General features: G+C 71.1%; 20 protein-coding genes. 14 read left to right on the forward strand and 6 right to left on the reverse strand.

What is annotated here, in order from left to right:
- Window positions 1–2: 2 nt before the first annotated feature.
- Both ACWCSU_RS14290 and ACWCSU_RS14295 read right to left on the reverse strand, forming a co-directional pair.
- Window positions 3–650, reverse strand: coding sequence for a DUF5667 domain-containing protein (locus ACWCSU_RS14290; RefSeq protein ID WP_364082620.1), 648 nt, complete (start codon window positions 648–650; stop codon window positions 3–5).
- Window positions 651–710: 60 nt separating this feature from the next.
- Window positions 711–1274, reverse strand: a complete 564-nt coding sequence (locus ACWCSU_RS14295) for a sigma-70 family RNA polymerase sigma factor (RefSeq protein WP_397036427.1) — start codon at window positions 1272–1274, stop codon at window positions 711–713.
- A gap of 288 nt (window positions 1275–1562) precedes the next feature.
- On the opposite strand from ACWCSU_RS14295, the gene ACWCSU_RS14300 reads away from it, so the two are divergent.
- Complete coding sequence (locus ACWCSU_RS14300; RefSeq protein WP_357692451.1) at window positions 1563–2966, forward strand: putative quinol monooxygenase; 1404 nt, start codon at window positions 1563–1565, stop codon at window positions 2964–2966.
- On the opposite strand, the gene ACWCSU_RS14305 is transcribed toward ACWCSU_RS14300, so the two are convergent.
- Complete coding sequence (locus ACWCSU_RS14305) at window positions 2963–3196, reverse strand: glutaredoxin family protein (protein ID WP_357692449.1); 234 nt, start codon at window positions 3194–3196, stop codon at window positions 2963–2965. The genes ACWCSU_RS14300 and ACWCSU_RS14305 overlap by 4 nt on opposite strands.
- Window positions 3197–3310: 114 nt before the next feature.
- On the opposite strand from ACWCSU_RS14305, the gene ACWCSU_RS14310 reads away from it, so the two are divergent.
- The 7 genes from ACWCSU_RS14310 (at window position 3311) to hemL (ending at window position 10762) form a co-directional block, all read left to right on the forward strand.
- Window positions 3311–3988, forward strand: coding sequence for a redox-sensing transcriptional repressor Rex (locus ACWCSU_RS14310; protein ID WP_357692447.1), 678 nt, complete (start codon window positions 3311–3313; stop codon window positions 3986–3988).
- Window positions 3985–5241, forward strand: a complete 1257-nt coding sequence (locus ACWCSU_RS14315; RefSeq protein WP_364082610.1) for a glutamyl-tRNA reductase — start codon at window positions 3985–3987, stop codon at window positions 5239–5241. The genes ACWCSU_RS14310 and ACWCSU_RS14315 overlap by 4 nt, the downstream gene beginning before the upstream one ends.
- Window positions 5238–6143, forward strand: coding sequence for a hydroxymethylbilane synthase (gene hemC, locus ACWCSU_RS14320; protein ID WP_364082607.1), 906 nt, complete (start codon window positions 5238–5240; stop codon window positions 6141–6143). Before ACWCSU_RS14315 ends, hemC begins: the two co-directional genes overlap by 4 nt.
- Before the next feature lie 35 nt (window positions 6144–6178).
- Window positions 6179–7684, forward strand: coding sequence for a bifunctional uroporphyrinogen-III C-methyltransferase/uroporphyrinogen-III synthase (locus ACWCSU_RS14325; RefSeq protein WP_357692441.1), 1506 nt, complete (start codon window positions 6179–6181; stop codon window positions 7682–7684).
- Window positions 7681–8664 (forward strand): porphobilinogen synthase, encoded by a 984-nt coding sequence (gene hemB, locus ACWCSU_RS14330; RefSeq protein ID WP_449935302.1) that lies wholly within the window; start codon window positions 7681–7683, stop codon window positions 8662–8664. The genes ACWCSU_RS14325 and hemB overlap by 4 nt, the downstream gene beginning before the upstream one ends.
- Window positions 8665–8794: 130 nt before the next feature.
- The gene (locus ACWCSU_RS14335; protein WP_357692437.1) at window positions 8795–9424 is read left to right on the forward strand and encodes a bifunctional DNA primase/polymerase; all 630 of its coding nucleotides are present in this window, start codon (window positions 8795–8797) and stop codon (window positions 9422–9424) included.
- A 48-nt stretch (window positions 9425–9472) separates the two neighbouring features.
- On the forward strand, window positions 9473–10762 hold the full coding sequence (gene hemL / locus ACWCSU_RS14340) for a glutamate-1-semialdehyde 2,1-aminomutase (RefSeq protein WP_364082602.1): 1290 nt from the start codon (window positions 9473–9475) through the stop codon (window positions 10760–10762).
- Here hemL and ACWCSU_RS14345 read toward each other — a convergent pair.
- Window positions 10704–11603: an EamA family transporter gene (locus tag ACWCSU_RS14345; protein ID WP_449935303.1), complete on the reverse strand. Its 900-nt coding sequence runs from the start codon at window positions 11601–11603 to the stop codon at window positions 10704–10706. The two genes, hemL and ACWCSU_RS14345, sit on opposite strands and share 59 nt — an antisense overlap.
- A gap of 183 nt (window positions 11604–11786) precedes the next feature.
- On the opposite strand from ACWCSU_RS14345, the gene ACWCSU_RS14350 reads away from it, so the two are divergent.
- The gene (locus ACWCSU_RS14350; RefSeq protein WP_357692431.1) at window positions 11787–12707 is read left to right on the forward strand and encodes a LysR family transcriptional regulator; all 921 of its coding nucleotides are present in this window, start codon (window positions 11787–11789) and stop codon (window positions 12705–12707) included.
- Window positions 12708–12738: 31 nt separating this feature from the next.
- Here ACWCSU_RS14350 and ACWCSU_RS14355 read toward each other — a convergent pair whose 3' ends face one another.
- The gene (locus ACWCSU_RS14355; protein ID WP_449935304.1) at window positions 12739–13599 is read right to left on the reverse strand and encodes an EamA family transporter; all 861 of its coding nucleotides are present in this window, start codon (window positions 13597–13599) and stop codon (window positions 12739–12741) included.
- Window positions 13600–13845: 246 nt separating this feature from the next.
- Here ACWCSU_RS14355 and ACWCSU_RS14360 point away from each other — a divergent pair, with 246 nt between their 5' ends.
- The 5 genes from ACWCSU_RS14360 to ccsA all read left to right on the forward strand — a co-directional run bounded on the left by ACWCSU_RS14360 (window position 13846) and on the right by ccsA (window position 18354).
- A complete protein-coding gene (locus tag ACWCSU_RS14360; protein ID WP_449935306.1) occupies window positions 13846–14484 on the forward strand; it encodes a histidine phosphatase family protein in 639 nt (212 codons plus the stop codon).
- A gap of 71 nt (window positions 14485–14555) precedes the next feature.
- Window positions 14556–15128, forward strand: a complete 573-nt coding sequence (locus ACWCSU_RS14365) for a TlpA family protein disulfide reductase (protein WP_357692425.1) — start codon at window positions 14556–14558, stop codon at window positions 15126–15128.
- The gene (locus tag ACWCSU_RS14370; protein ID WP_364082590.1) at window positions 15121–15843 is read left to right on the forward strand and encodes a cytochrome c biogenesis CcdA family protein; all 723 of its coding nucleotides are present in this window, start codon (window positions 15121–15123) and stop codon (window positions 15841–15843) included. Before ACWCSU_RS14365 ends, ACWCSU_RS14370 begins: the two co-directional genes overlap by 8 nt.
- A complete protein-coding gene (resB, locus tag ACWCSU_RS14375) occupies window positions 15843–17405 on the forward strand; it encodes a cytochrome c biogenesis protein ResB (protein ID WP_364082587.1) in 1563 nt (520 codons plus the stop codon). Before ACWCSU_RS14370 ends, resB begins: the two co-directional genes overlap by 1 nt.
- A complete protein-coding gene (gene ccsA / locus ACWCSU_RS14380) occupies window positions 17395–18354 on the forward strand; it encodes a cytochrome c biogenesis protein CcsA (protein ID WP_357692419.1) in 960 nt (319 codons plus the stop codon). Before resB ends, ccsA begins: the two co-directional genes overlap by 11 nt.
- Here ccsA and ACWCSU_RS14385 read toward each other — a convergent pair.
- A complete protein-coding gene (locus ACWCSU_RS14385) occupies window positions 18351–18638 on the reverse strand; it encodes a PLD nuclease N-terminal domain-containing protein (protein ID WP_357692416.1) in 288 nt (95 codons plus the stop codon). The two genes, ccsA and ACWCSU_RS14385, sit on opposite strands and share 4 nt — an antisense overlap.
- Window positions 18639–18721 lie beyond the last annotated feature (83 nt).

Raw genomic sequence — 18721 nt, forward strand, 5'->3', positions numbered from 1 at the left:
GCTTACCTAGCCGGTGCCACGAGCCCCTCGATGTAGTCGAGGTAGCCCGCGGCCTGTCCCTTCTGTGCCTCGTTGAGCTGGTCCAGCATCGGCTCGACCACGTCCCGCTGCTTCTGCGCGAACTTCTTGATCTTGGACGAGCGGGGCTGCGTCCGCGTCAGCCGGCTGATGCCGGAGCGGGTGGAGTCCTCCATGTCCTTGAGCGTCTCGCCCACCAGCGGGCTGTCGGTGGACGAGCCGAGCAGGCTGGCGACCTCCTTGGCACGGGTCTCGGCCGAGGCCAGCTCGCGCGCGCCGCGTTCCGCGTCGTCGGTGCTCAGGTGCACAAAGGTGCTCTCCGCGGCCCTCTTGAGCGGGTACAGCGTGTCGCCAGGGACCGCCTGGTACGTGGTGAAGGCGGCGATCACCATGACCCCCGCCAGGCCGAACGTGGCGAGCTGGGACAGCAGCGGGCGGCGGCGCCGGACGGGCGGGCCGGCCGGGGCCGGGGCGCGCTCCTCGTCGGGGGCCGACAGCAGCAGGCGGCCGGAGACCAGGTCCTCGCGCAGCCGCTCGCGGAAGGCCGGCTCCGGCCCGCCGCCCACGGACGGGCCCCGCAGCTCCGTGAGACGCTCGATGACGAGCTCCCGCCGCCTGCGCGCCCTACTCATGACAGCTCCCTGAGGGATCCAGCCGTGACAACTGGCCTAACGAGGTGCGGGTGGGGGAGGTTACGCCAGGTCGTGCTTGAGTGCCCTGGCGAGCGTTCGAATGGCTCGAAACTGCAGCGCTTTGATCGCTCCACTCTTCTTCCCCATGATCAACGCGGTTTCCGCGAGCGAGAGGCCGTGCAGGAAGCGCAGCACCACGCATTCCTGCTGGTCGGGATTGAGATCGCGGACGGCGCGCAGCACCCGGTCATTGATGATGGCGGTGACCACCGCGTTCTCCGGGATGTGCGAGCCTTCGAGCGGTACGTCGATCAGCTCCCCCGTAGGGATCTCCAGTCGGTAGCGGCCGGACTTGAAGTGGTCGGCGACCAGGTTCCTGGCGATGGTGACGAGCCAGGCGCCGAAGTCGCGGCCCTGCCAGGTGAAGTCGCCGATCCTGCGCAGCGCGCGCAGGAAGGTCTCGCTGGTGAGGTCCTCGGCGAGCTGGTGGGCGCCGACGCGGAAGTAGATGTAGCGGTAGACCAGGTCCACGTAGCGGTCGTAGAGCGTGCCAAAGGAGTCCGTGCATCCGTTCTTGGCGTGCAGCACCAGCGTGCGGATGTCGTCGGGCACTTCTTCGCGCACGCCAAGCTCGCCCGTCCGGGCAGGTCCAGCGACCGGCGGAGCAAGCAGCCCGGCGAACGGCCACGAATCAGGCATCCGATATCCCTAGGGGTAAGGGGTGCGGCGTGCTCGAATACTCTAGAAATCAACTCGAAATTCCACAATCCGTGCCCGCTGGCATGGCTACGAGTAATCGCCCTATACCGTATAGGCGCATACCCCACAGCCTGCGGCGAAGCCCCTCATGGAGCGCCTGTTTCCTCTTCGGCTACCGGCCGGGAGGCATCGTCCGGCAGCATTGGAGTCACCATGGAGATCCTTGTTGCTGTCATAGCCCTTGCCGGTGCGCTCCTCGCCGCCGTCGCGACCGGAGCCCTGATCCGCCGGTTGCGCGACGAGCCCGAGGGCTGGTTGATCGCCTGGACCGTTGCAGCTGGAGCCCTGTGCCTGTCGCTGGCCGTGGTCGCCATCGGCTCCGTCCTGGGCTTCGGGCCGGTCACGTTCCGGATCTACCAGGTGACGGGTTCGCTGCTGGCGCCGCTCTGGCTGGCCGTGGGCCTGATCCAGCTGATGGCCGACAAGGTGCCGCCGAGATTCCTCGCATGGCTGTTCGGCATCGCGCTCACCGTCGTCTCCGTCGCGATCCTGACCTTCGACCCGCTCAGGTCCACCGATCTGGGCAAGAAGCTGCCGTCCGGCTCGGCCCTGTGGGGGCTCATCCCGGACAAGCTGCTCATCGGCGTGCACGCGATCGACGTGCTCGTCCTGCTGGCGTGCGTGGTGGTGGCCGCGCTCAAGTGGCGCGGCGGCGACGAGTACGACACCGACAACCTGCACGCGGTCCTGGTCATCGCGCCGTCGAGCATCGCGCTGGTGGGCGCCATGCGGTTCGCGGTCCCGCCGCTGTTCACCACGGCGCTGCTCGCGGTGGGCTCGGCGGCGATCTGGTACACCGTGCTGCGCCCGCTGGCGCCGTACGAGGACGACGACGAGGACGAGCTTGAGGCGCCGCACGACGACCGGGAGCACCGGCCGGGACGCAGGGCCGCGCCGGAGCCCGTGCCGGCCGCCGAGCCGCCTCCCGTGGCGCCCCCGCGCCGCTCACCCGGCCTGGGCGACCTGGTGGCCGAGTACCGGGCGGGCGACCAGCAGGTCGACTACGCCGCCCGCATGGGGGCCGCCCCCGACACCGGCCCGGCGACCGGCTACATCATGAACGGCTCCCCGCCCCCGCGCATGGACACCTCCCCGCGCATGGAGCCCCCGCCCCAGCGGCCCGACTACTCGATGCCCGGCACCGGCGTGGCCTACCCGGGCGCCGAGCTGTTCAGCCCGTCGCAACCGCAACCGCAGCCGCAGCCGCAGCAGGGCGGGGGCCGTCCCGCGCCCAGCATCTACGGCCTGCTCACCGTCTTCACGATCATGGACGGCGCCGGCGCCGCGTTCGACCGCCTGGCGGAGGCCACCGTCGAGGCCGTGCGCCGCAGCGAGCCCGACACGCTCGTCTACGCCTGCCACGCCGTCAAGTCGGCCCCCCTGCAGCGCATCGTCTACGAGCTCTACCGGGACGAGGTCGCCTACCGCGACCACCAGCGCCAGCCGCACGTCGAGCGCTTCCTCAACGAGCGTCAGGCGATGGTCCTGGCCACCAACGTCATCGAGCTCAACGTCAACGCCGCGAAGGTGGTGCCGCTGCCCACCGTGATGTTCTAGGCCAGGGCGGCGCGCAGGCGGGTCTCGTCGACCCGCCAGAAGTCGTGCTGCACGCCGTCGATCAACGTCACCGGGATCATCTCCCAGTACTTCTCCCTCAGCTCCTCGGAGGAGTCGATGCTGACCTCCTCCCACGGCACACCCAGCTCTCCGGCCACCCTGGCGATGACCGCGCGGGCGTCGTCACAGAGGTGGCAGCCGGGCTTGCCGAGCAAGGTGATGCGATGCATGTCCCCAACGGTAGCGCCCCTACTTTGTGCATCGGTTCACAAAGGGATTAACCTGAAAGACGGTTCTAATCCGTTCACGCGGTCCCCACCGCCCGTTCCCTGGAGCTCCGGCACGTGAAGAGCACGTCCCAGTCCCGTGACCGCGGCATCCCCGAGGCGACGGTCGCCAGGCTTCCGTTGTACCTGCGGGCGCTGCACGGGATGGCGGAGCGCGGCGTCGCGACCGTGAGCTCGGAGGACCTGGCCGTGGCCGCGGGCGTGAACTCGGCCAAGCTCCGCAAGGACCTCTCGCACCTCGGCTCGTACGGCACCCGCGGCGTAGGCTATGAGGTGGAGTACCTCGTCTACCAGATCTCCCGCGAACTCGGCCTCACCCAGGACTGGGCGGTGGCGATCGTCGGGGTCGGCAACCTCGGCCGCGCCCTGGCGAACTACGGCGGTTTCGTCTCCAGGGGCTTCCGCGTGGCCGCGCTCTTCGACGCCGACCCCGAAGTCGTGGGCGACACCATCGCGGGGTTGAATGTGGAGCACATCGACGAACTGGAAGCCGTCATCAGGCGGCGTGGAGTCTCGATCGTGGTACTGGCGACACCGGCGGCAGCGGCGCAGGAAGTGTGCGATCGCGTTGTCGCCGTGGGCGTGACCAGCATCCTGAACTTCGCCCCAGTCGTCCTCACCGTTCCGGACACCGTCGACGTCCGGAAGGTCGACCTGTCAATCGAACTGCAGATTCTCGCGTTCCACGAGCAACGCAAAGCTGGGGGGCCACTCATGGCGGTGGACGGTCAATGAGTGTTCTGGCGATCGGACTAAGCCACCGGACCTCTCCGGTGGCTCTTCTCGAACGCGTCTCGGTGACCGGTGACGCGCTGGTCAAGCTGCTGCACGACGTGCAGCAGGACGCCAGCGTCGCGGAGGCCATGGTGATCTCGACCTGCAACAGGGTCGAGATCTACGTCACGGTCGACCGCTTCCACGCCGCGGTCACCTCGATCAGCGGGCTGCTGGCCGTGCACTCGGGTGTGCCGGCCGACGAGCTGACCCCGCATCTCTACGTGCACTACGAGGAGCGGGCCGTCGAGCACCTGTTCTCGATGGCGTGCGGCCTCGACTCCATGGCCGTCGGCGAGGGCCAGATCCTGGGCCAGGTCCGCCAGGCGCTCAAGCTCGCCCAGAAGCACGGCACGGTCGGCGCGACCCTCAACGAGCTGACCCAGCAGGCGCTGCGCGTCGGCAAGCGCGCCCACGCCGACACCGGCATCGACCAGGCGGGCCCCTCGCTGGTCTCGGCGGGCCTCGCGCTCGCGGGCGACCTGGCCGGGCGGCGGGCGCTGGTGGTGGGCGCCGGCTCGATGAGCTCGCTGGCCGCCGTCACGCTGCAGCGCGCCGGCGTCACCGACATCGTCGTGGCCAACCGCACGTACGAGCGGGGCGCGCGGCTGGCCGACTCGGTCGGCGGCCGGGCCGTCGGGTTCGCCGCCGTGCGCGAGGAGCTGGCGGGCGCCGACGTCGTCATCACCTGCACCGGTGCGGGGCGGCACGTCATCACCCCGGATATGCTGACCAGGGGCGCGTTCCTGCTGGACCTGGCGCTGCCGCACGACATCGACCCGGCCGTGCGTGAGGTGCCCGGCATCACACTGGTCGACCTGGAGACCATCCAGGAGTCCGGCATCGGCTCGCACGGCGGCGACGCCGTCGAGTCCGTGCGCGCCCTCGTGGCAGAGGAGCTCAACACCTACCTCGACGCCGCCCGCGCCGCCCGCGTCACCCCCACCGTGGTGGCGCTGCGCAGCAAGGCGGCGGGCGTGGTCGAGTCCGAGCTCGGCCGCCTGATGATGCGTATGCCCGATCTCGACGACAAGGCCAGGGACGAAGTCGCCATGACCGTGCAGAGGGTCGTTGACAAACTGCTTCACGAGCCGACTGTGCGTGTCAAGCAGCTCGCCGCCGGTCCAGGGGGCGATCATTATGCGGAAGCCCTGCGTGAATTGTTCGATCTCGACCCGAAGATGCCCGCGGCCGTGAGGGAGGTGGAGCTGTGAACCTGCGGTTGGGCACCCGCCGCAGTGTGCTGGCGACCACGCAGTCCCAGATGGTGGCCGACGCCCTCACCGAGCGCACCGGGCGTCCGGTCGAGCTGGTGGGCGTGACGACCTTCGGCGACGTGACCAAGGCCCACCTGGCGCAGCTCGGCGGCACCGGCGTGTTCGTCAGCGCGCTGCGGGACAAGCTGGTCGAGGGCGAGATCGACTTCGCCGTCCACTCGCTCAAGGACCTGCCGACCAAGCAGGACCCGCGCTTCACGCTGGCCGCGCTCCCCGAGCGCCACGACCACCGCGACGCGCTGGTCGGCTCGCACAAGTTCGCCGACCTGCCCGCCGGGGCCCGGGTCGGCACGGGCTCGCCGCGCCGGGTCGCCATGCTGAGCGCGCTGCGCCCCGACCTTGAGTACGTCCCGATCCGCGGCAACGCCGACACGCGCATCGGCAAGATCGCCGCGGGCGAGCTCGACGCTGTCGTGCTGGCCAGCGCCGGGCTGACCAGGCTCGGCCGCGGCGGCGAGATCGCGCAGATCTTCGAGGTCGAGGAGCTGCTGCCCGCCCCCGGCCAGGGCGCGCTCGCCGTCGAGTGCCTGGCCGGCCGCGCCGACCTGGTCGAGACCCTGGCCGTGCTCGACGACCCGCGCACGCGCAGCGCGGTGACCGCCGAACGCGCCGTGTTGTCCGCACTGGAGGCCGGCTGCGCCGCTCCCGTGGGTGCTTTCGCGGCCGATGACGGGCACACTCTGAACCTGACCGCCACGGTCGTCTCCATCGACGGCCGCGAAGCGGTCCGCAAGTCCGCCGCCGGCTCTCCTTCGGAGGCTGCACAGCTGGGCCGCCTCCTGGCGGCCGAGATGATCGCCGAAGGGGCCGACAGATTGATGGGGGAGCAATCCCATTGAGCTCCGATAGTCCAACCTCCGGTTTCGTCGCCTTCGTGGGGGCGGGTCCCGGCGACCCCAACCTGCTGACGCTCCGCGCCGCCGAACTCCTGGGCAAGGCGGATGCCGTCGTGCTCGACGACGAGCAGTTCGGCCCGCTGCTCAAGTACTGCCGCGAGGGCGTCGAGGTCGCCGAGGGCGACTACGTCCAGCGGGCCAAGGCCGGGCAGCTCGTGGTGCGCCTGTGCGCGGGCGACCCCATGTTGTTCTCCTCGATCGACGACGAGGTCGCGGCCTGCGTGGCGGCGGAGGTGGACTTCGAGATCGTGCCCGGCGTGCCGCCCGCGACCGCGGTGCTCACCTACGCCGGCATCCCGGCGGCCACGGCCGTGCCCGAGTTCCGCGTCGTCGACGCCGCTCAGGAGCAGGACTGGTCGTCCCACGCCGCCACCCGCGGCACGCTGGTGATCTACAACGGCATCACCGAGGCCGTCGCCATCGGCAAGGCGCTGATCGCCGGCGGCAAGCCCGACACCACGCCCGTCGCGGTCAGCAGCGGCGGCACCACCACCGAGCAGTACACCGTCGTGTCCTCGCTCGGACGGCTGCAGGCCGACCTCAAGCACGCCGGGTTCACCGAGCCCGCGCTGATCGTGGTCGGCGAGGCCGTGGGGCAGCGCGACCGGCTGTCGTGGTTCGAGACCAAGCCGCTGTTCGGGTGGCGGGTGCTGGTGCCGCGTACCAAGGAGCAGTCGCGCAGCCTGTCCGAGCAGCTCATGGCCTACGGCGCGGTGCCCGAGGAGGTGCCGACCATCTCGGTCGAGCCGCCGCGCACGCCGCAGCAGATGGACCGCGCCATCAAGGGCCTGGTCACCGGCCGCTACGAGTGGGTGGCCTTCACCAGCGCCAACGCCGTCAAGGCGGTGCGCGAGAAGTTCGAGGAGTACGGGCTCGACGCGCGGGCCTTCGCCGGGCTCAAGGTGGCCGCCGTGGGCGAGGCCACCTCCCAGGCCCTGGTCGAGTTCGGCGTCAAGCCCGACCTGTTGCCCTCGGGGGAGCAGTCCTCCGAAGGGCTCGTGGCCGAGTGGCCTCCCTACGACTCGATGCTCGACCCGATCAACCGGGTGCTGCTGCCGCGGGCCGACATCTCGACCGACACGCTGGTGGCCGGGCTCACCGAGCTGGGCTGGGAGTGCGACGACGTGACGGCGTACCGGACGGTCCGCGCCGCGCCGCCGCCCGCGCCCATCCGCGAGGCGATCAAGGGCGGCGGGTTCGACGCCGTGCTGTTCACCTCGTCCTCCACCGTGCGCAACCTGGTCGGCATCGCGGGCAAGCCGCACAACGTCACCGTGATCGCGGTGATCGGGCCGCAGACGGCCAAGACGGCCGAGGAGTTCGGGCTCCGGGTCGACGTCATGTCCGACAAGCCATCCGCATCCGCCTTGGCCGCAGCGCTGGCCGAGTTCGGTGCCAAGCAGCGCCAGGCGGCCGTGGCCGCGGGTGACAGCCCGCGCAAGCCCTCCCAGAACCGCCGTGGCGCCAGGAGGAGAGCCAAGTGAGCGCCCAGTTCCCCGTCGCACGTCCCCGGCGCCTGCGCCGCAATCCGGCGCTGCGCCGGCTGGTGTCGGGCACCCGGCTGCACGCCGCCGACCTGATCCTGCCGATGTTCGTCAAGGAGGGCATCGAGGAGCCGCAGCCGGTGACGTCGATGCCGGGTGTGTTCCAGCACACCCGCGACTCGCTGCGCAAGGCCGCGCACGAGGCGGCCGAGGCGGGCGTGGGCGGCCTGATCCTGTTCGGCATCCCGGCGGTCAAGGACGCGACCGGCTCGGCGGCCGACGACCCCGACGGCATCCTCCAGGTCGCCCTGCGCGAGGTGAACGCCGAGGTCGGCGACGCCCTCGTGGTCATGGCCGACACCTGCCTCGACGAGTTCACCGACCACGGCCACTGCGGCATCCTCACCCCGTCCGGCGACGTCGACAACGACGCCACGCTTGAGCGCTACGCCTCGATCGCGGTGGCCCAGGCCGCCGCCGGCTCCCAGATGGTGGCGCCGAGCGGCATGATGGACGGCCAGGTCGGCGCCATCCGGACCGCGCTCGACGGCGCCGGCTACGCGGACGTCCCGATCCTGGCCTACTCCGTCAAGTACGCCTCCGCCTTCTTCGGCCCGTTCCGCGAGGCGGCCGAGTGCGCGCCGCAGTTCGGCGACCGCAGCACCCACCAGCAGGACCCGGCCGGTCCGCTGGAGGAGGCGCTGCGCGAGGTCAGGCTCGACCTGGCGGAGGGCGCCGACGCCGTCATGGTCAAGCCTGCGCTGGCCTACCTCGACGTCATCACCCGGGTGCGCGACGCGGTCGACGTGCCGGTGGCGGCGTACCAGGTGAGCGGCGAGTACGCGATGGTCGAGGCGGCCGCGGCCAACGGCTGGGTCGACCGCGAGCGGATGATCATGGAGTCGCTGGTCGCCATCAAGCGCGCCGGCGCCGACCTGATCCTCACGTACTGGGCGACGGAAGTGGCACGAGGGCTCTAACCATGGGGTTTCCCGTCAACTCCTGAGGCCTGTGCGTTAGAGTGCGATAACAAGTGCTGGTGTGTCCCGCGGTGCGCGAACGGCCCGGAGCCGGGACCTCCTCAGGCGCTGGACTTCGACGGGAGACACCATGGTGGGGGTACCACTGGCTCGGCGTACCAGAAAGCGGTCGCGGCCGACGCGCATCGATACTGTGCTGGAGTACGCGTCCCTGGGCTGGCCCGTCGTGCCGGGGGCCTTTCCGCTGCGTCACGGCCCCCGCGCGTGCTCGTGCGACCGCGTCGGCTGTCCAGACCCGGGCGCCCATCCGCTCTCGCCCGCCTGGCACATGCAGGCCACGACGGACACGACGCTGCTGACCCGCTGGTGGGAGAGCGAGCCCGAGGCCAACGTGATCCTGCCCACAGGGCGCGTGTTCGACGTGTTCGACGTACCGCTCGCCTCCGGCCTGTCGGCCCTCACCAGGATCGACGCCGCCGATGCCCACCCAGGCCCGGTCGCCGCTCAAGGCGACCGGGTCTTGTTTTATGTGGCCACCCGCGGCAACCCCGAGGACGAGGACGAGTGGTGGTCCTGCCAGCTCGACTGCGACCCGGCCACCATCGACGACACGCCGGGCCTGCGCTGGCACTGCCGCGACAGCTACGTGCTCGCGCCGCCCTCGACCCTGCCCACGGGCCAGCCGGTCTCCTGGCTCCGCCCGCCGGACGGCCGCCCGCTGCCCGACCCGCTGCGCATCCTGGAATGGCTGGCTGACTGACCACGCCCTGCGGCGAGGGCACCGGTACGCGGGGCTAACCTGGGTCGGGTGAGCCGTACACAGAACTCCGAGGACCTGTTCGCCCGCGCCAGGGAAGTGGTGCCCGGCGGCGTCAACTCGCCCGTGCGCGCGTTCGGCGCGGTGGGCGGCACGCCGCGTTTCATGGCCTCCGGCCAGGGGCCCTACATCACCGACGTCGACGGCAACCGCTACGTCGACCTGGTCTGCTCCTGGGGTCCGATGATCCTCGGCCACCGGCATCCCGCGGTCGTCGAGGCCGTCTCCGGCGCGGTCGCCCACGGCTTCTCCTACGGCACCGCCACGCCCGGCGAGGTCGAGCTGGCCGAGGAGATCGTCTCCAGGATGGCGCCGGTCGAGAAGGTGCGCCTGGTCAGCTCCGGCACCGAGGCGACGATGAGCGCGGTGCGCCTGGCGCGCGGCTTCACCGGGCGGTCCAAGGTGATCAAGTTCGCCGGCTGCTACCACGGGCACGTCGACGCGCTGCTGGCCTCGGCAGGGTCAGGGGTGGTGACGTTCGGGCTGCCGGACACGCCGGGGGTCACCGGGGCGTCGGCGGCCGACACGATCGTGCTGCCGTACAACGACATCCAGGCGGTGGAGGAGGCGTTCGCGGCGGCCGAGGTGGCCTGCGTGATCACCGAGGCGTGCCCGGCGAACATGGGCGTCGTCCCGCCGCGCGACGGCTTCAACGCCCGGCTGCGCGAGCTGTGCACGGCCAACGGCGCGCTGCTCATCGTCGACGAGGTGCTCACCGGCTTCCGCGTCTCGTCCGCCGGCTGGTACGGCCTCGACCCCGTCGACGCCGACCTCATGACGTTCGGCAAGGTCATGGGCGGCGGCCTGCCCGCGGCGGCGTTCGGCGGCCGGGCCGACGTGATGGCCTTCCTGGCTCCGGAGGGCCCGGTCTACCAGGCGGGCACGCTGTCGGGCAATCCGCTGGCCTGCGCGGCCGGCCTGGCCACCCTGCGCGCCCTCGACGCCGACGCCTACGCGCGCATCGACGCGGCGGCGCTCGCGGTGGGCGACGCGGCGGCCGAGGCGCTGGCGAAGGCGGGCGTGCCCCACCGGTTGCAGCGGGCCGGCAGCCTGTTCTCGATCTTCTTCGCCGAGGCCGAGGTGAGCAACTTCGACCAGGCGAAGGCCCAGAACACCGCGGCCTTCACCGCGTTCTTCCACGCGATGCTCGACCAGGGTGTCTATCTGCCGCCGTCGGCGTACGAGGCGTGGTTCCTGTCGGCGTCCCACGACGACGAGGCGCTCAACCGGATCGCCGACGCCCTGCCGGCAGCGGCGAAGGCGGCCGCGGCGGTTCTGTGACCCGGCGCGGCCTGGTGCCAGCGTAGAGCACGCCGGCGACGATGAGGGCCGCGGCCAGGAGCTCGATCCAGGAGAGCGGCTCGCCGGCCACCAACGCGGCCGACGACATGCCGAACACCGGCACGAGCAGCGTGTACGGCGCCACGGTCGAGGCGTCGTACCGGCGCAGCAGCCAGCCCCACACGCCGAACCCGCCGAGCGTCGAGACGAAGGCCACGTAGCCCAGCGACAACCAACCCTCGGCGGGGGCGGCCAGCACGGGCGGCCCCTCGACCAGCAGCGACAGCAGCAGCAGGGGCGGCGCCGAGAAGGCGCTCACCCAGACCATGAACCGCAGCGAGTCCGGCGGTGCGGCCCTGCGCTGCACCACGTTGCCGAGACCCCAGGCCGCGGCGGCGGCCACGCACAGGGCGAAGGCGCCCAGCGGGCCGGACACCCCGAAGTCGAGCGCGACCAGGGCCAGGCCGCCGAAGGCGACCGCCAGACCGAGGACGCGGCGGGCGGTGGGCCGCTCACCGAGCAGCGTCACCGCGAACAGCACGGTGAAGAGCGCCTGCATCTGCAGGACGAGAGAGGTCAGTCCGGCCGGCATGCCCGCTCGCATGCCCACCAGCAACAGGCCGAACTGACCCACTCCGAGCGTGGCCGCCACCCCGGCGACCCAGCGCCACGGAACTCCGGGCCGCCCCACGAGCAGCAGGGCGGGGAACGCCGCCAGGGTGAACCTGATGCCCGCGTACAGCAGCGGGGGGAAGTACTTCAGGCCGACCTGCATGACGACGAAGTTGAAGCCCCAGACGGCCGCGAGGCCGACGGCGAGGGCGAGGTGGCGGGGGCTCACGCAGAGCGGGTCTTCTGGTACCGGTTGCGCTGCTCGCGGGCCTGCTCGGCGAGCACCTTGAGGTACGAGGTGGAACGGGTCTCGGGCTTCCTGCTCTTAATGATTCGCATGCATATATTTTCATCTGCTTCAGATACAAGGACAAGCGAGACTTTCTACGCTAAACCCTTTAGTCTGGCTTACATGTTGGACCTGAACCGGCTCAAGGCTCTTCACGCCGTGCACGTCTACGGTTCGGTCGGCGCGGCGGCCGACGCGCTCATGGTCACGCCCTCGGCCGTCAGCCAGCAGATCGCCAAGCTGGAGCGGGAGACGGGCGCCCGGCTCATGGAGCGCAACGGGCGCGGCGTCCGGCTGACCGACGCCGCGGGCCTGCTCGCCGAGCACGCCGAACGCATCCTCGCCCTGGTCGAGACCGCCGAGGCGGACTTCGAGGCCCTGCGCGGCGAGGTCGTCGGTCGGCTCAGCATCGCCGCCTTCGCCACCGCGACCCGCGGGCTGATGCCCGGCGCGGTCGTCCGGCTCAAGAAGAACCACCCCGACCTGCACGTGCACCTCTACGAGCGCGAGCCCGAGCGGGTGCTGCGCGAGGTGGCCAGGGGCGAGCTGGACCTGGGCGTGATGCAGGACTGGCTCAACCGGCCCATCGCCATGCCCGAGGGCCTGTCCAGGGCCACGCTGCTGGACGACGTGGCCGACGTCGCCATCCCCGCCGGTCACCCGCTGGCCGGGCGCAGGGAGGTGGGGCTGGCCGAGCTGCACGGCGAGCAGTGGATCAGCTCCTCGCCCGGCACGGTCTGCCACGACTGGCTGGTCTTCACGCTGCGCAACGCCTCGCTGGAGCCGGAGATCGCCTGCATGGCCGACGAGTACCCGACCCAGCTCGCCCTGGTCGCCGCCGGGCTGGGCTGCGCGATCGTGCCGCGGCTGGGCCGCGACTGCGTGCCCGACGGCGTGCGGCTGGTCCCGCTCATGCCGCGGCAGTCGCGCCGCATCTACGCGGTGTGGCGCACCGACGCGGCCCGCCGTCCCGCGATCAGGGCCACGGTCGAGGCGCTGGTCGCCGTCAGCCGCGAGCAGGAGAACGCCTGGGCGGTCAGCTGAGCACCCGGCCGTGCACCCGGCCGGGCCGCGCTCAACTGAGCGCGATCGCCACCACGCCGCCGAGGATCACGCCCGCCGCCAGCAGCCGCCGCCGCAGGTCGCCCTCGGCCAGCAGCCGCCCGCCGAGCACCACCGCGATCAGCACGCTCACCTCGCGCGCCGGCGCGACCACGCTCACCGGCGCCATCGTGAACGCCACCAGGATCAGCAGGTACGACAGGAAGATCAGGAACGCCGCCCCCACGATCCGCGACCGGTGCTCCCGCCACACGCTCACGACCAGCCGCCGCCTGGCCCCGGCGACGAACGGCGTGAGCGCCAGCGCCCGCCCGACCTCCCCGAGGTAGTTGAGCATGATCGGCGCCACCGCGAACGCGCTGACCACCTGCGAGTCCCACACCGTGTACCCCGCGATGAACAGCCCCACGACCAGCCCGGACACCAGCCCCCGCAGGTCGCCGCGCCCGGCCGCGCCGCCGCTCATCATGAACACGCCGACCCCGACGAGCACGATCCCGGCCACGCCGGCCGGCGCCGGATGCTCGCCCAGGAACAGCACGGCCACCAGGCTGGCCAGCATCGGCCCGGTGCCGCGGGCGACGGGGTAGACGAGCGACAGGTCACCCGCGCCGTAGCCACGCTGGAGCAGCACGAAGTACCCCAGGTGCAGGGCCGTGCTGCCGCAGATCACCGCGAGGTCGCCCCACGACAGCCGGGCGCCCGTGACCAGCAGGAACCCGGCGAACAGCGGGCTCCACACCACCGTGGCCACGACCCCGATCAGCCAGAGGAAGACGATCCCGTCGGCCTGGGCCGCCTTCTTGCTCAGCAGGTTCCAGGTGGCGTGCGCGACGGCGGCGACGAGAATGAGGACCAGCGCCCAAGGGCTCATGCGGGCGACTCCTTCCAGGGGTGACGGAGAGGAGCCTCCAGGCTTTTGTCCCGTCAGCTGTACGACCCCCCGGGGGCCGTGGCGCCGCTCGGACCTGTCTTCCGGCCCTGGTTGTGGTGGCGGGGGAGGGCAGGCCGGACGCGGAACCCTAGGCGCAGTCGTCCCCGACCCTACCGCCGCGCGAAATGCCGGACCAGGCAGCCCCTGACTATGACCGGCATCGAAACGGATAGGCTGTGGCACACCATGGCTGAAACCACCGTCGTCCACCTTTTGCGCCACGGTGAGGTGCACAATCCCGGCGGCATCCTGTACGGCAGGCTGCCCGGCTACCACCTGTCCGACACCGGCAGGCTCATGGCCGAGACGGTCGCCAAGGCCGTCGGCGGTCGCGACATCGTCGCCGTCCACAGCTCGCCGCTCGAACGCGCGCTGGAGACCGCGGCTCCGCTCGCCGACAAGCTCGGCCTCGACGTGACCAAGGACGACCGCCTGCTCGAAGCGGCGAACATGCTGCAGGGCCGTCCGGTCGGCCAGGGGCTGGCCATCCTCCGCAACCCGCGCAACTACCGCTATTTCTGGAACCCGCTGCGCCCGTCGTGGGGCGAGGCGTACCCGGCGATCGTGGCGCGGATGAAGTCGGCGGTCGACGACGCCAGGGCCGCCGCGCGCGGGCACGAGGCCGTTCTGGTCAGCCACCAGCTCCCGATCTGGACGATCAGGATGGCCGCCGAGGGCCGCCGGCTCTGGCACGACCCGCGCCGCAGGCAGTGCGCGCTGGCCAGCCTCACCACCTTCACCTTCGAGGGCGACCGCCTGGTCAGTGTCGGCTACAGCGAGCCGGCCGGATCGCTGAGTGCGGGGCCGTCGATACCAGGGGCCTGATGTCCGGGCCATGAGTCCCCGCCGGTAGAGTTGCAAGCTCTACCGGTTGTAGTACAAGGAGATCATCCTCCGTGCGCGCGACGTCCATCTCCCTCGTTCTCCTGGCCGCGCTGGCCGCGCTCACCACGGGCTGCGCGGCCAACCAGAGCGGGCAGCCCCAGGTGGGCGACACCCGGTTCGTCGCGGGCGACGGCAAGATCCAGGTCTTCGACGTCTCCGACCGCAAGGCGGCCCCGCCGGTCGAGGGCCCCACGCTCGACGGCGGCACGGCCTCGCTGGCCGCCCACAAGGGCAAGGTCGTGGTGATCAACTTCTGGGCCTCGTGGTGCGGCCCGTGCCGGGCCGAGGCGCCGGTGCTCAAGGAGGCCGCCGCCAAGACCAAGGGCGACGTGCAGTTCATCGGCGTCGACTTCAAGGACCGCCAGGCCGACGCCATCGCCTTCGAACGCACCGAGCAGACCGGCTACTCCCACATCTTCGACCAGCCCGGCAAGGTCGCGCTGTCCTTCCAGGGCACCGTGCCGCCCGCGGCGATCCCGTCCACGCTGGTCATCGACAAGCAGGGGCGGGTCGCGGCCAGGGCGCTCGGGGCGGTCAAGTACACCGACCTGATGAACACGCTCACCAAGGTGCGCGATGAGTGACGTCGTCGCCTCGGGTTCGCTGCTGCTCGCGCTGCCGATCGCGCTGCTGGCCGGGGTGGTGTCGTTCCTGTCGCCGTGCGTGCTGCCGCTGGTGCCGGGCTATCTGTCGTACGTGACGGGCATGAGCGCCGACCCCAAGCGGGGGCGGCTGGTGCTCGGCACGGTGTTGTTCGTGGCCGGGTTCGCGCTGGTGTTCGTGCTCAGCGGCGCGCTGTTCGGCGGGCTCGGCTCGATCATGCTGGGCAACGCCCAGATCATCACGCGGGTGCTGGGCGTCCTGACGATCCTGCTCGGGCTGGCGTTCCTGGGCGTGCTGCCCGGCCTGATGCGCGACGTGCGCATCCACAAGCTGCCGGCCGCGGGCCTGGCCGGCGCGCCCCTGCTCGGCGTGGTGTTCGGCCTCGGCTGGACGCCGTGCATCGGCCCCACGCTGGCCGTCGTGCTCACGCTGGGGCTCAACGAGGGCAGCGCCTCGCGCGGCGCCCTGCTGGCCGTCGCCTACGCGCTCGGTCTCGGGCTGCCCTTCGTGGCCGCGGCCCTGGCCTACAGCAAGGCGTTGCGCACGTTCCGGGCCGTGCGCCGGCACACCCAGCTGATCACCAGGATCGGCGGGGTCATGATGGTGGCCGTCGGGCTGCTGCTCGTCACCGGACTCTGGGGAGCGATGATCGCGGCCATGCAGGGGCTCATCGGCGCGTTCGAGCCGGTGATCTGATGAGCGTCGACGAGCTGGTGCGTGAGGAGCGCGAGCCACGGCAGGCCAGGCTGGGGCCCGTAGGCTGGCTCCGATGGTGCTGGCGCACCCTCACCTCGATGAAGACCGCGCTGATCCTGCTCTTCCTGTTCGCGCTGGGCTCGATCCCCGGCTCGCTGGTGCCCCAGCGCAGTGTCGAGCCCGACAAGGTGGCGCTGCTCTACCAGCAGAACCCCACCCTGGCCGAGTGGTACGACCGGTTCCAGCTCTTCGACGTGTTCACCTCGGTCTGGTTCGCCGCCGTCTACCTGCTGCTGTTCACCTCGCTCGTCGGCTGCATCATCCCGCGCACCGCGACCTATCTGCGCGAGCTGCGCCGCAAGCCGCCCGCGGCCCCCAAGAACCTGTCCCGGCTGCCGCACGCCGACTCCTTCGAGGGCGACCTGACCGTCGAGGAGGCCGCCGGACGGCTGCGCAAGCTGCGCTTCCGCGTCGTCACCGGCGACGGCTGGGTGGCCGCGGAGAAGGGCTACCTGCGCGAGACCGGCAACCTGTTCTTCCACGTCGCGCTGATCGGCATCCTGCTCGCGGTCGGCTTCGGCTCCCTGTACGGCTACCGCGGCAACGTCCTGGTCGTCGAGGGCGACGGCTTCGCCAACACCGTGGCCGCCTACGACAGGTTCATCCCCGGCAGCCGGGTCTCGGCCGAGTCGCTCCAGCCGTTCTCCTTCGAGCTGTCCGACTTCAAGGCCACCTACCAGGTCGAGGGCGACAAGAAGGGCCAGGAGCTCGACTACTCCGCCTACCTGAAGGTGCACGACGAGCCCGGCGCGCCCGTCCGCGACTACGAGCTCAAGGTCAACGACCCGCTTGAGGTCGACGGGACGCAGACGTACCTGATCGGCCACGGCTACGCGCCCGTCTTCAAGGTCACCGACGGCAAGGGCCAGGTCGCCTACGAAGGGCCCGTGGCCTGCCTGATCGACCAGAAGGCCACGCTGACCTCGTCGTGCGTGGTCAAGGCGCCCGACGCGCAGCCGTCCCAGCTGGGGTTCCTGCTGCGCTTCCTGCCCACCAGCGTGCCGCTGACCGACGGCAACTACGCCTCGGCCTTCCCCGGCGAGCTCCAGCCGCAGGTGCAGCTCCTGGGCGGTTACGTGGGCGACCTCGGCATGCGGTCGGGCAAGCCCCAGTCGGTCTACAAGATCCTGCCGGACGAGCTCGACGGCAAGGTCGTCCCGGTGGTGCGGGGATCGTTCGCGACCAAGCCGCTGTCGGTGGGGGAGTCGACCACGCTTCCCGGCGGGGCCGGGAAGCTGGAGTTCACCGGCGTCAAGGAGTGGATCACGCTCCAGACCGCCTACGACCCGGGGCGCGTGCCCGCGCTGATCGCCGCGGCGGTCGCGGTCGTCGCCATCGCGCTGTCGTTGATGATCCGTCGCCGCCGTGTCTGGGTGCGGATCAAGGAAGGGCGGGTCGACGTGGGCGGCCTGACCCGCACCGAGGGCTCCGCGGCGGGCTTCGCCGAGGAGTTCGCCGAGATCGTCAAGGCTCTATCAGCAGGAGAACAGCATGTCCGCTGAGCAATTGGCCGAGCTGAGCGACAATTTCGTCGTCGCCACCGTCCTGCTCTACATCTTCGCCATGGTGGGCTTCGCGATGGAGCTGGCCTTCGGCAGGGCCGTGCTGGGCAAGGCCGCCGTGAAACGGGCCGCCCGGCAGCCCGTCACGGTCGGCGCCCCCTCGGACGGCGACTCCGCGCCCGAGGCGGAGGAGGCCGTCGCCGACCCCGTGCCCGTCATGGGAGGCGGGGCCAAGGCCGGGCGCATCGCCCTCGTGCTGGCCTGGATCGGCTGGGCGGCCAACCTCGGGGCCATCATCACCCGCGGCCTGGCGGTCGGCCGGTGGCCGTGGGGCAACATGTACGAGTTCGTGGTGGCCATCTGCCTCGCCGCCGTGACCGCGTTCCTGTTCACCCAGGTGCGTCAGAACGTGCGGTTCCTGGGCGCGTTCGTGATGATCGCCGCGACGCTCGGGCTCGGGTTCGCGGTCAAGGTGCTCTACACGGCGGCCGGGCCCGTGGTGCCGGCGCTGAACTCGTACTGGATCGCGATCCACGTCAGCGCGGCGATCCTGGCCAGCGGGCTGTTCACGCTGGCCGGCGTGTCGGGTGTGCTGTTCCTGGTGCGCGGCGACGGGCTGTCCCGCCTGCCCAGCCGCGACGACCTGGAGCGGGTGGCCCACCGCGCGATCGTGCTGGCCTTCCCGCTGTGGACGTTCGCCGTCATCGCCGGCGCGCTCTGGGCCGACCGCGCCTGGGGCCGCTACTGGGGCTGGGACCCCAAGGAGGTCTGGTCCTTCATCACCTGGGTGGCGTACGCGGCCTACCTGCACGCCAGGGTGACCGCCGGCTGGCGGGGCAGGGCCGCCATGATCGTGCAGCTGCTGGCGTTCGGGTGCCTGATGTTCAACCTGGTCGGCGTCAACATCTTCATCTCCGGCCTGCACAGCTACGCCGACGTCAGCGGTTAGTCGTCGCCGCGCATCCGCCGGTCGAGATCTCTCAGGAAGTCGGGGTCGTCGTCCGGGCCCTTCGGCGCGCCCGGGCCCGGCGGCACCGGCCACGGGTCGCGCTCGGCCTTCGGCCGCCCGCGCAGCATCCAGATCACGCCGCCGAGAAGCGGGATCAGCACGACGATGAGGACCCAGAGCGCCTTTGGTACGTTCCTGACCTCTTCCTCGGGTGCGGTGATGACGTCGAAGAGTGAGAAGAGCCAGAAGGCCAGCAACGCCAGGCCGATCAGAACACCTGCCATGCCCGAACTGTAAGCCATCCGCGACGTGATCGTGTCGGACGATGTCCCGTTTCGGATGACTCGGGAAGATCAGCGTCGTACCG

Source organism: Nonomuraea sp. NPDC001699, assembly GCF_053596455.1.

What these genes read in the sequence shown, in the direction of transcription:
- ACWCSU_RS14290 (WP_364082620.1), bottom strand. Translation starts at nt 650, where the DNA reads ATGAGTAGGGCGCGCAGGCGGCGGGAGCTCGTCATCGAGCGTCTCACG.
- ACWCSU_RS14300 (WP_357692451.1), top strand. Translation starts at nt 1,563, where the DNA reads ATGGAGATCCTTGTTGCTGTCATAGCCCTTGCCGGTGCGCTCCTCGCC.
- ACWCSU_RS14305 (WP_357692449.1), bottom strand. Translation starts at nt 3,196, where the DNA reads ATGCATCGCATCACCTTGCTCGGCAAGCCCGGCTGCCACCTCTGTGAC.
- ACWCSU_RS14315 (WP_364082610.1), top strand. Translation starts at nt 3,985, where the DNA reads ATGAGTGTTCTGGCGATCGGACTAAGCCACCGGACCTCTCCGGTGGCT.
- ACWCSU_RS14335 (WP_357692437.1), top strand. Translation starts at nt 8,795, where the DNA reads ATGGTGGGGGTACCACTGGCTCGGCGTACCAGAAAGCGGTCGCGGCCG.
- ACWCSU_RS14350 (WP_357692431.1), top strand. Translation starts at nt 11,787, where the DNA reads ATGTTGGACCTGAACCGGCTCAAGGCTCTTCACGCCGTGCACGTCTAC.
- ACWCSU_RS14355 (WP_449935304.1), bottom strand. Translation starts at nt 13,599, where the DNA reads ATGAGCCCTTGGGCGCTGGTCCTCATTCTCGTCGCCGCCGTCGCGCAC.
- ACWCSU_RS14360 (WP_449935306.1), top strand. Translation starts at nt 13,846, where the DNA reads ATGGCTGAAACCACCGTCGTCCACCTTTTGCGCCACGGTGAGGTGCAC.
- ACWCSU_RS14370 (WP_364082590.1), top strand. Translation starts at nt 15,121, where the DNA reads ATGAGTGACGTCGTCGCCTCGGGTTCGCTGCTGCTCGCGCTGCCGATC.
- resB (WP_364082587.1), top strand. Translation starts at nt 15,843, where the DNA reads ATGAGCGTCGACGAGCTGGTGCGTGAGGAGCGCGAGCCACGGCAGGCC.
- ccsA (WP_357692419.1), top strand. Translation starts at nt 17,395, where the DNA reads ATGTCCGCTGAGCAATTGGCCGAGCTGAGCGACAATTTCGTCGTCGCC.
- ACWCSU_RS14385 (WP_357692416.1), bottom strand. Translation starts at nt 18,638, where the DNA reads ATGGCAGGTGTTCTGATCGGCCTGGCGTTGCTGGCCTTCTGGCTCTTC.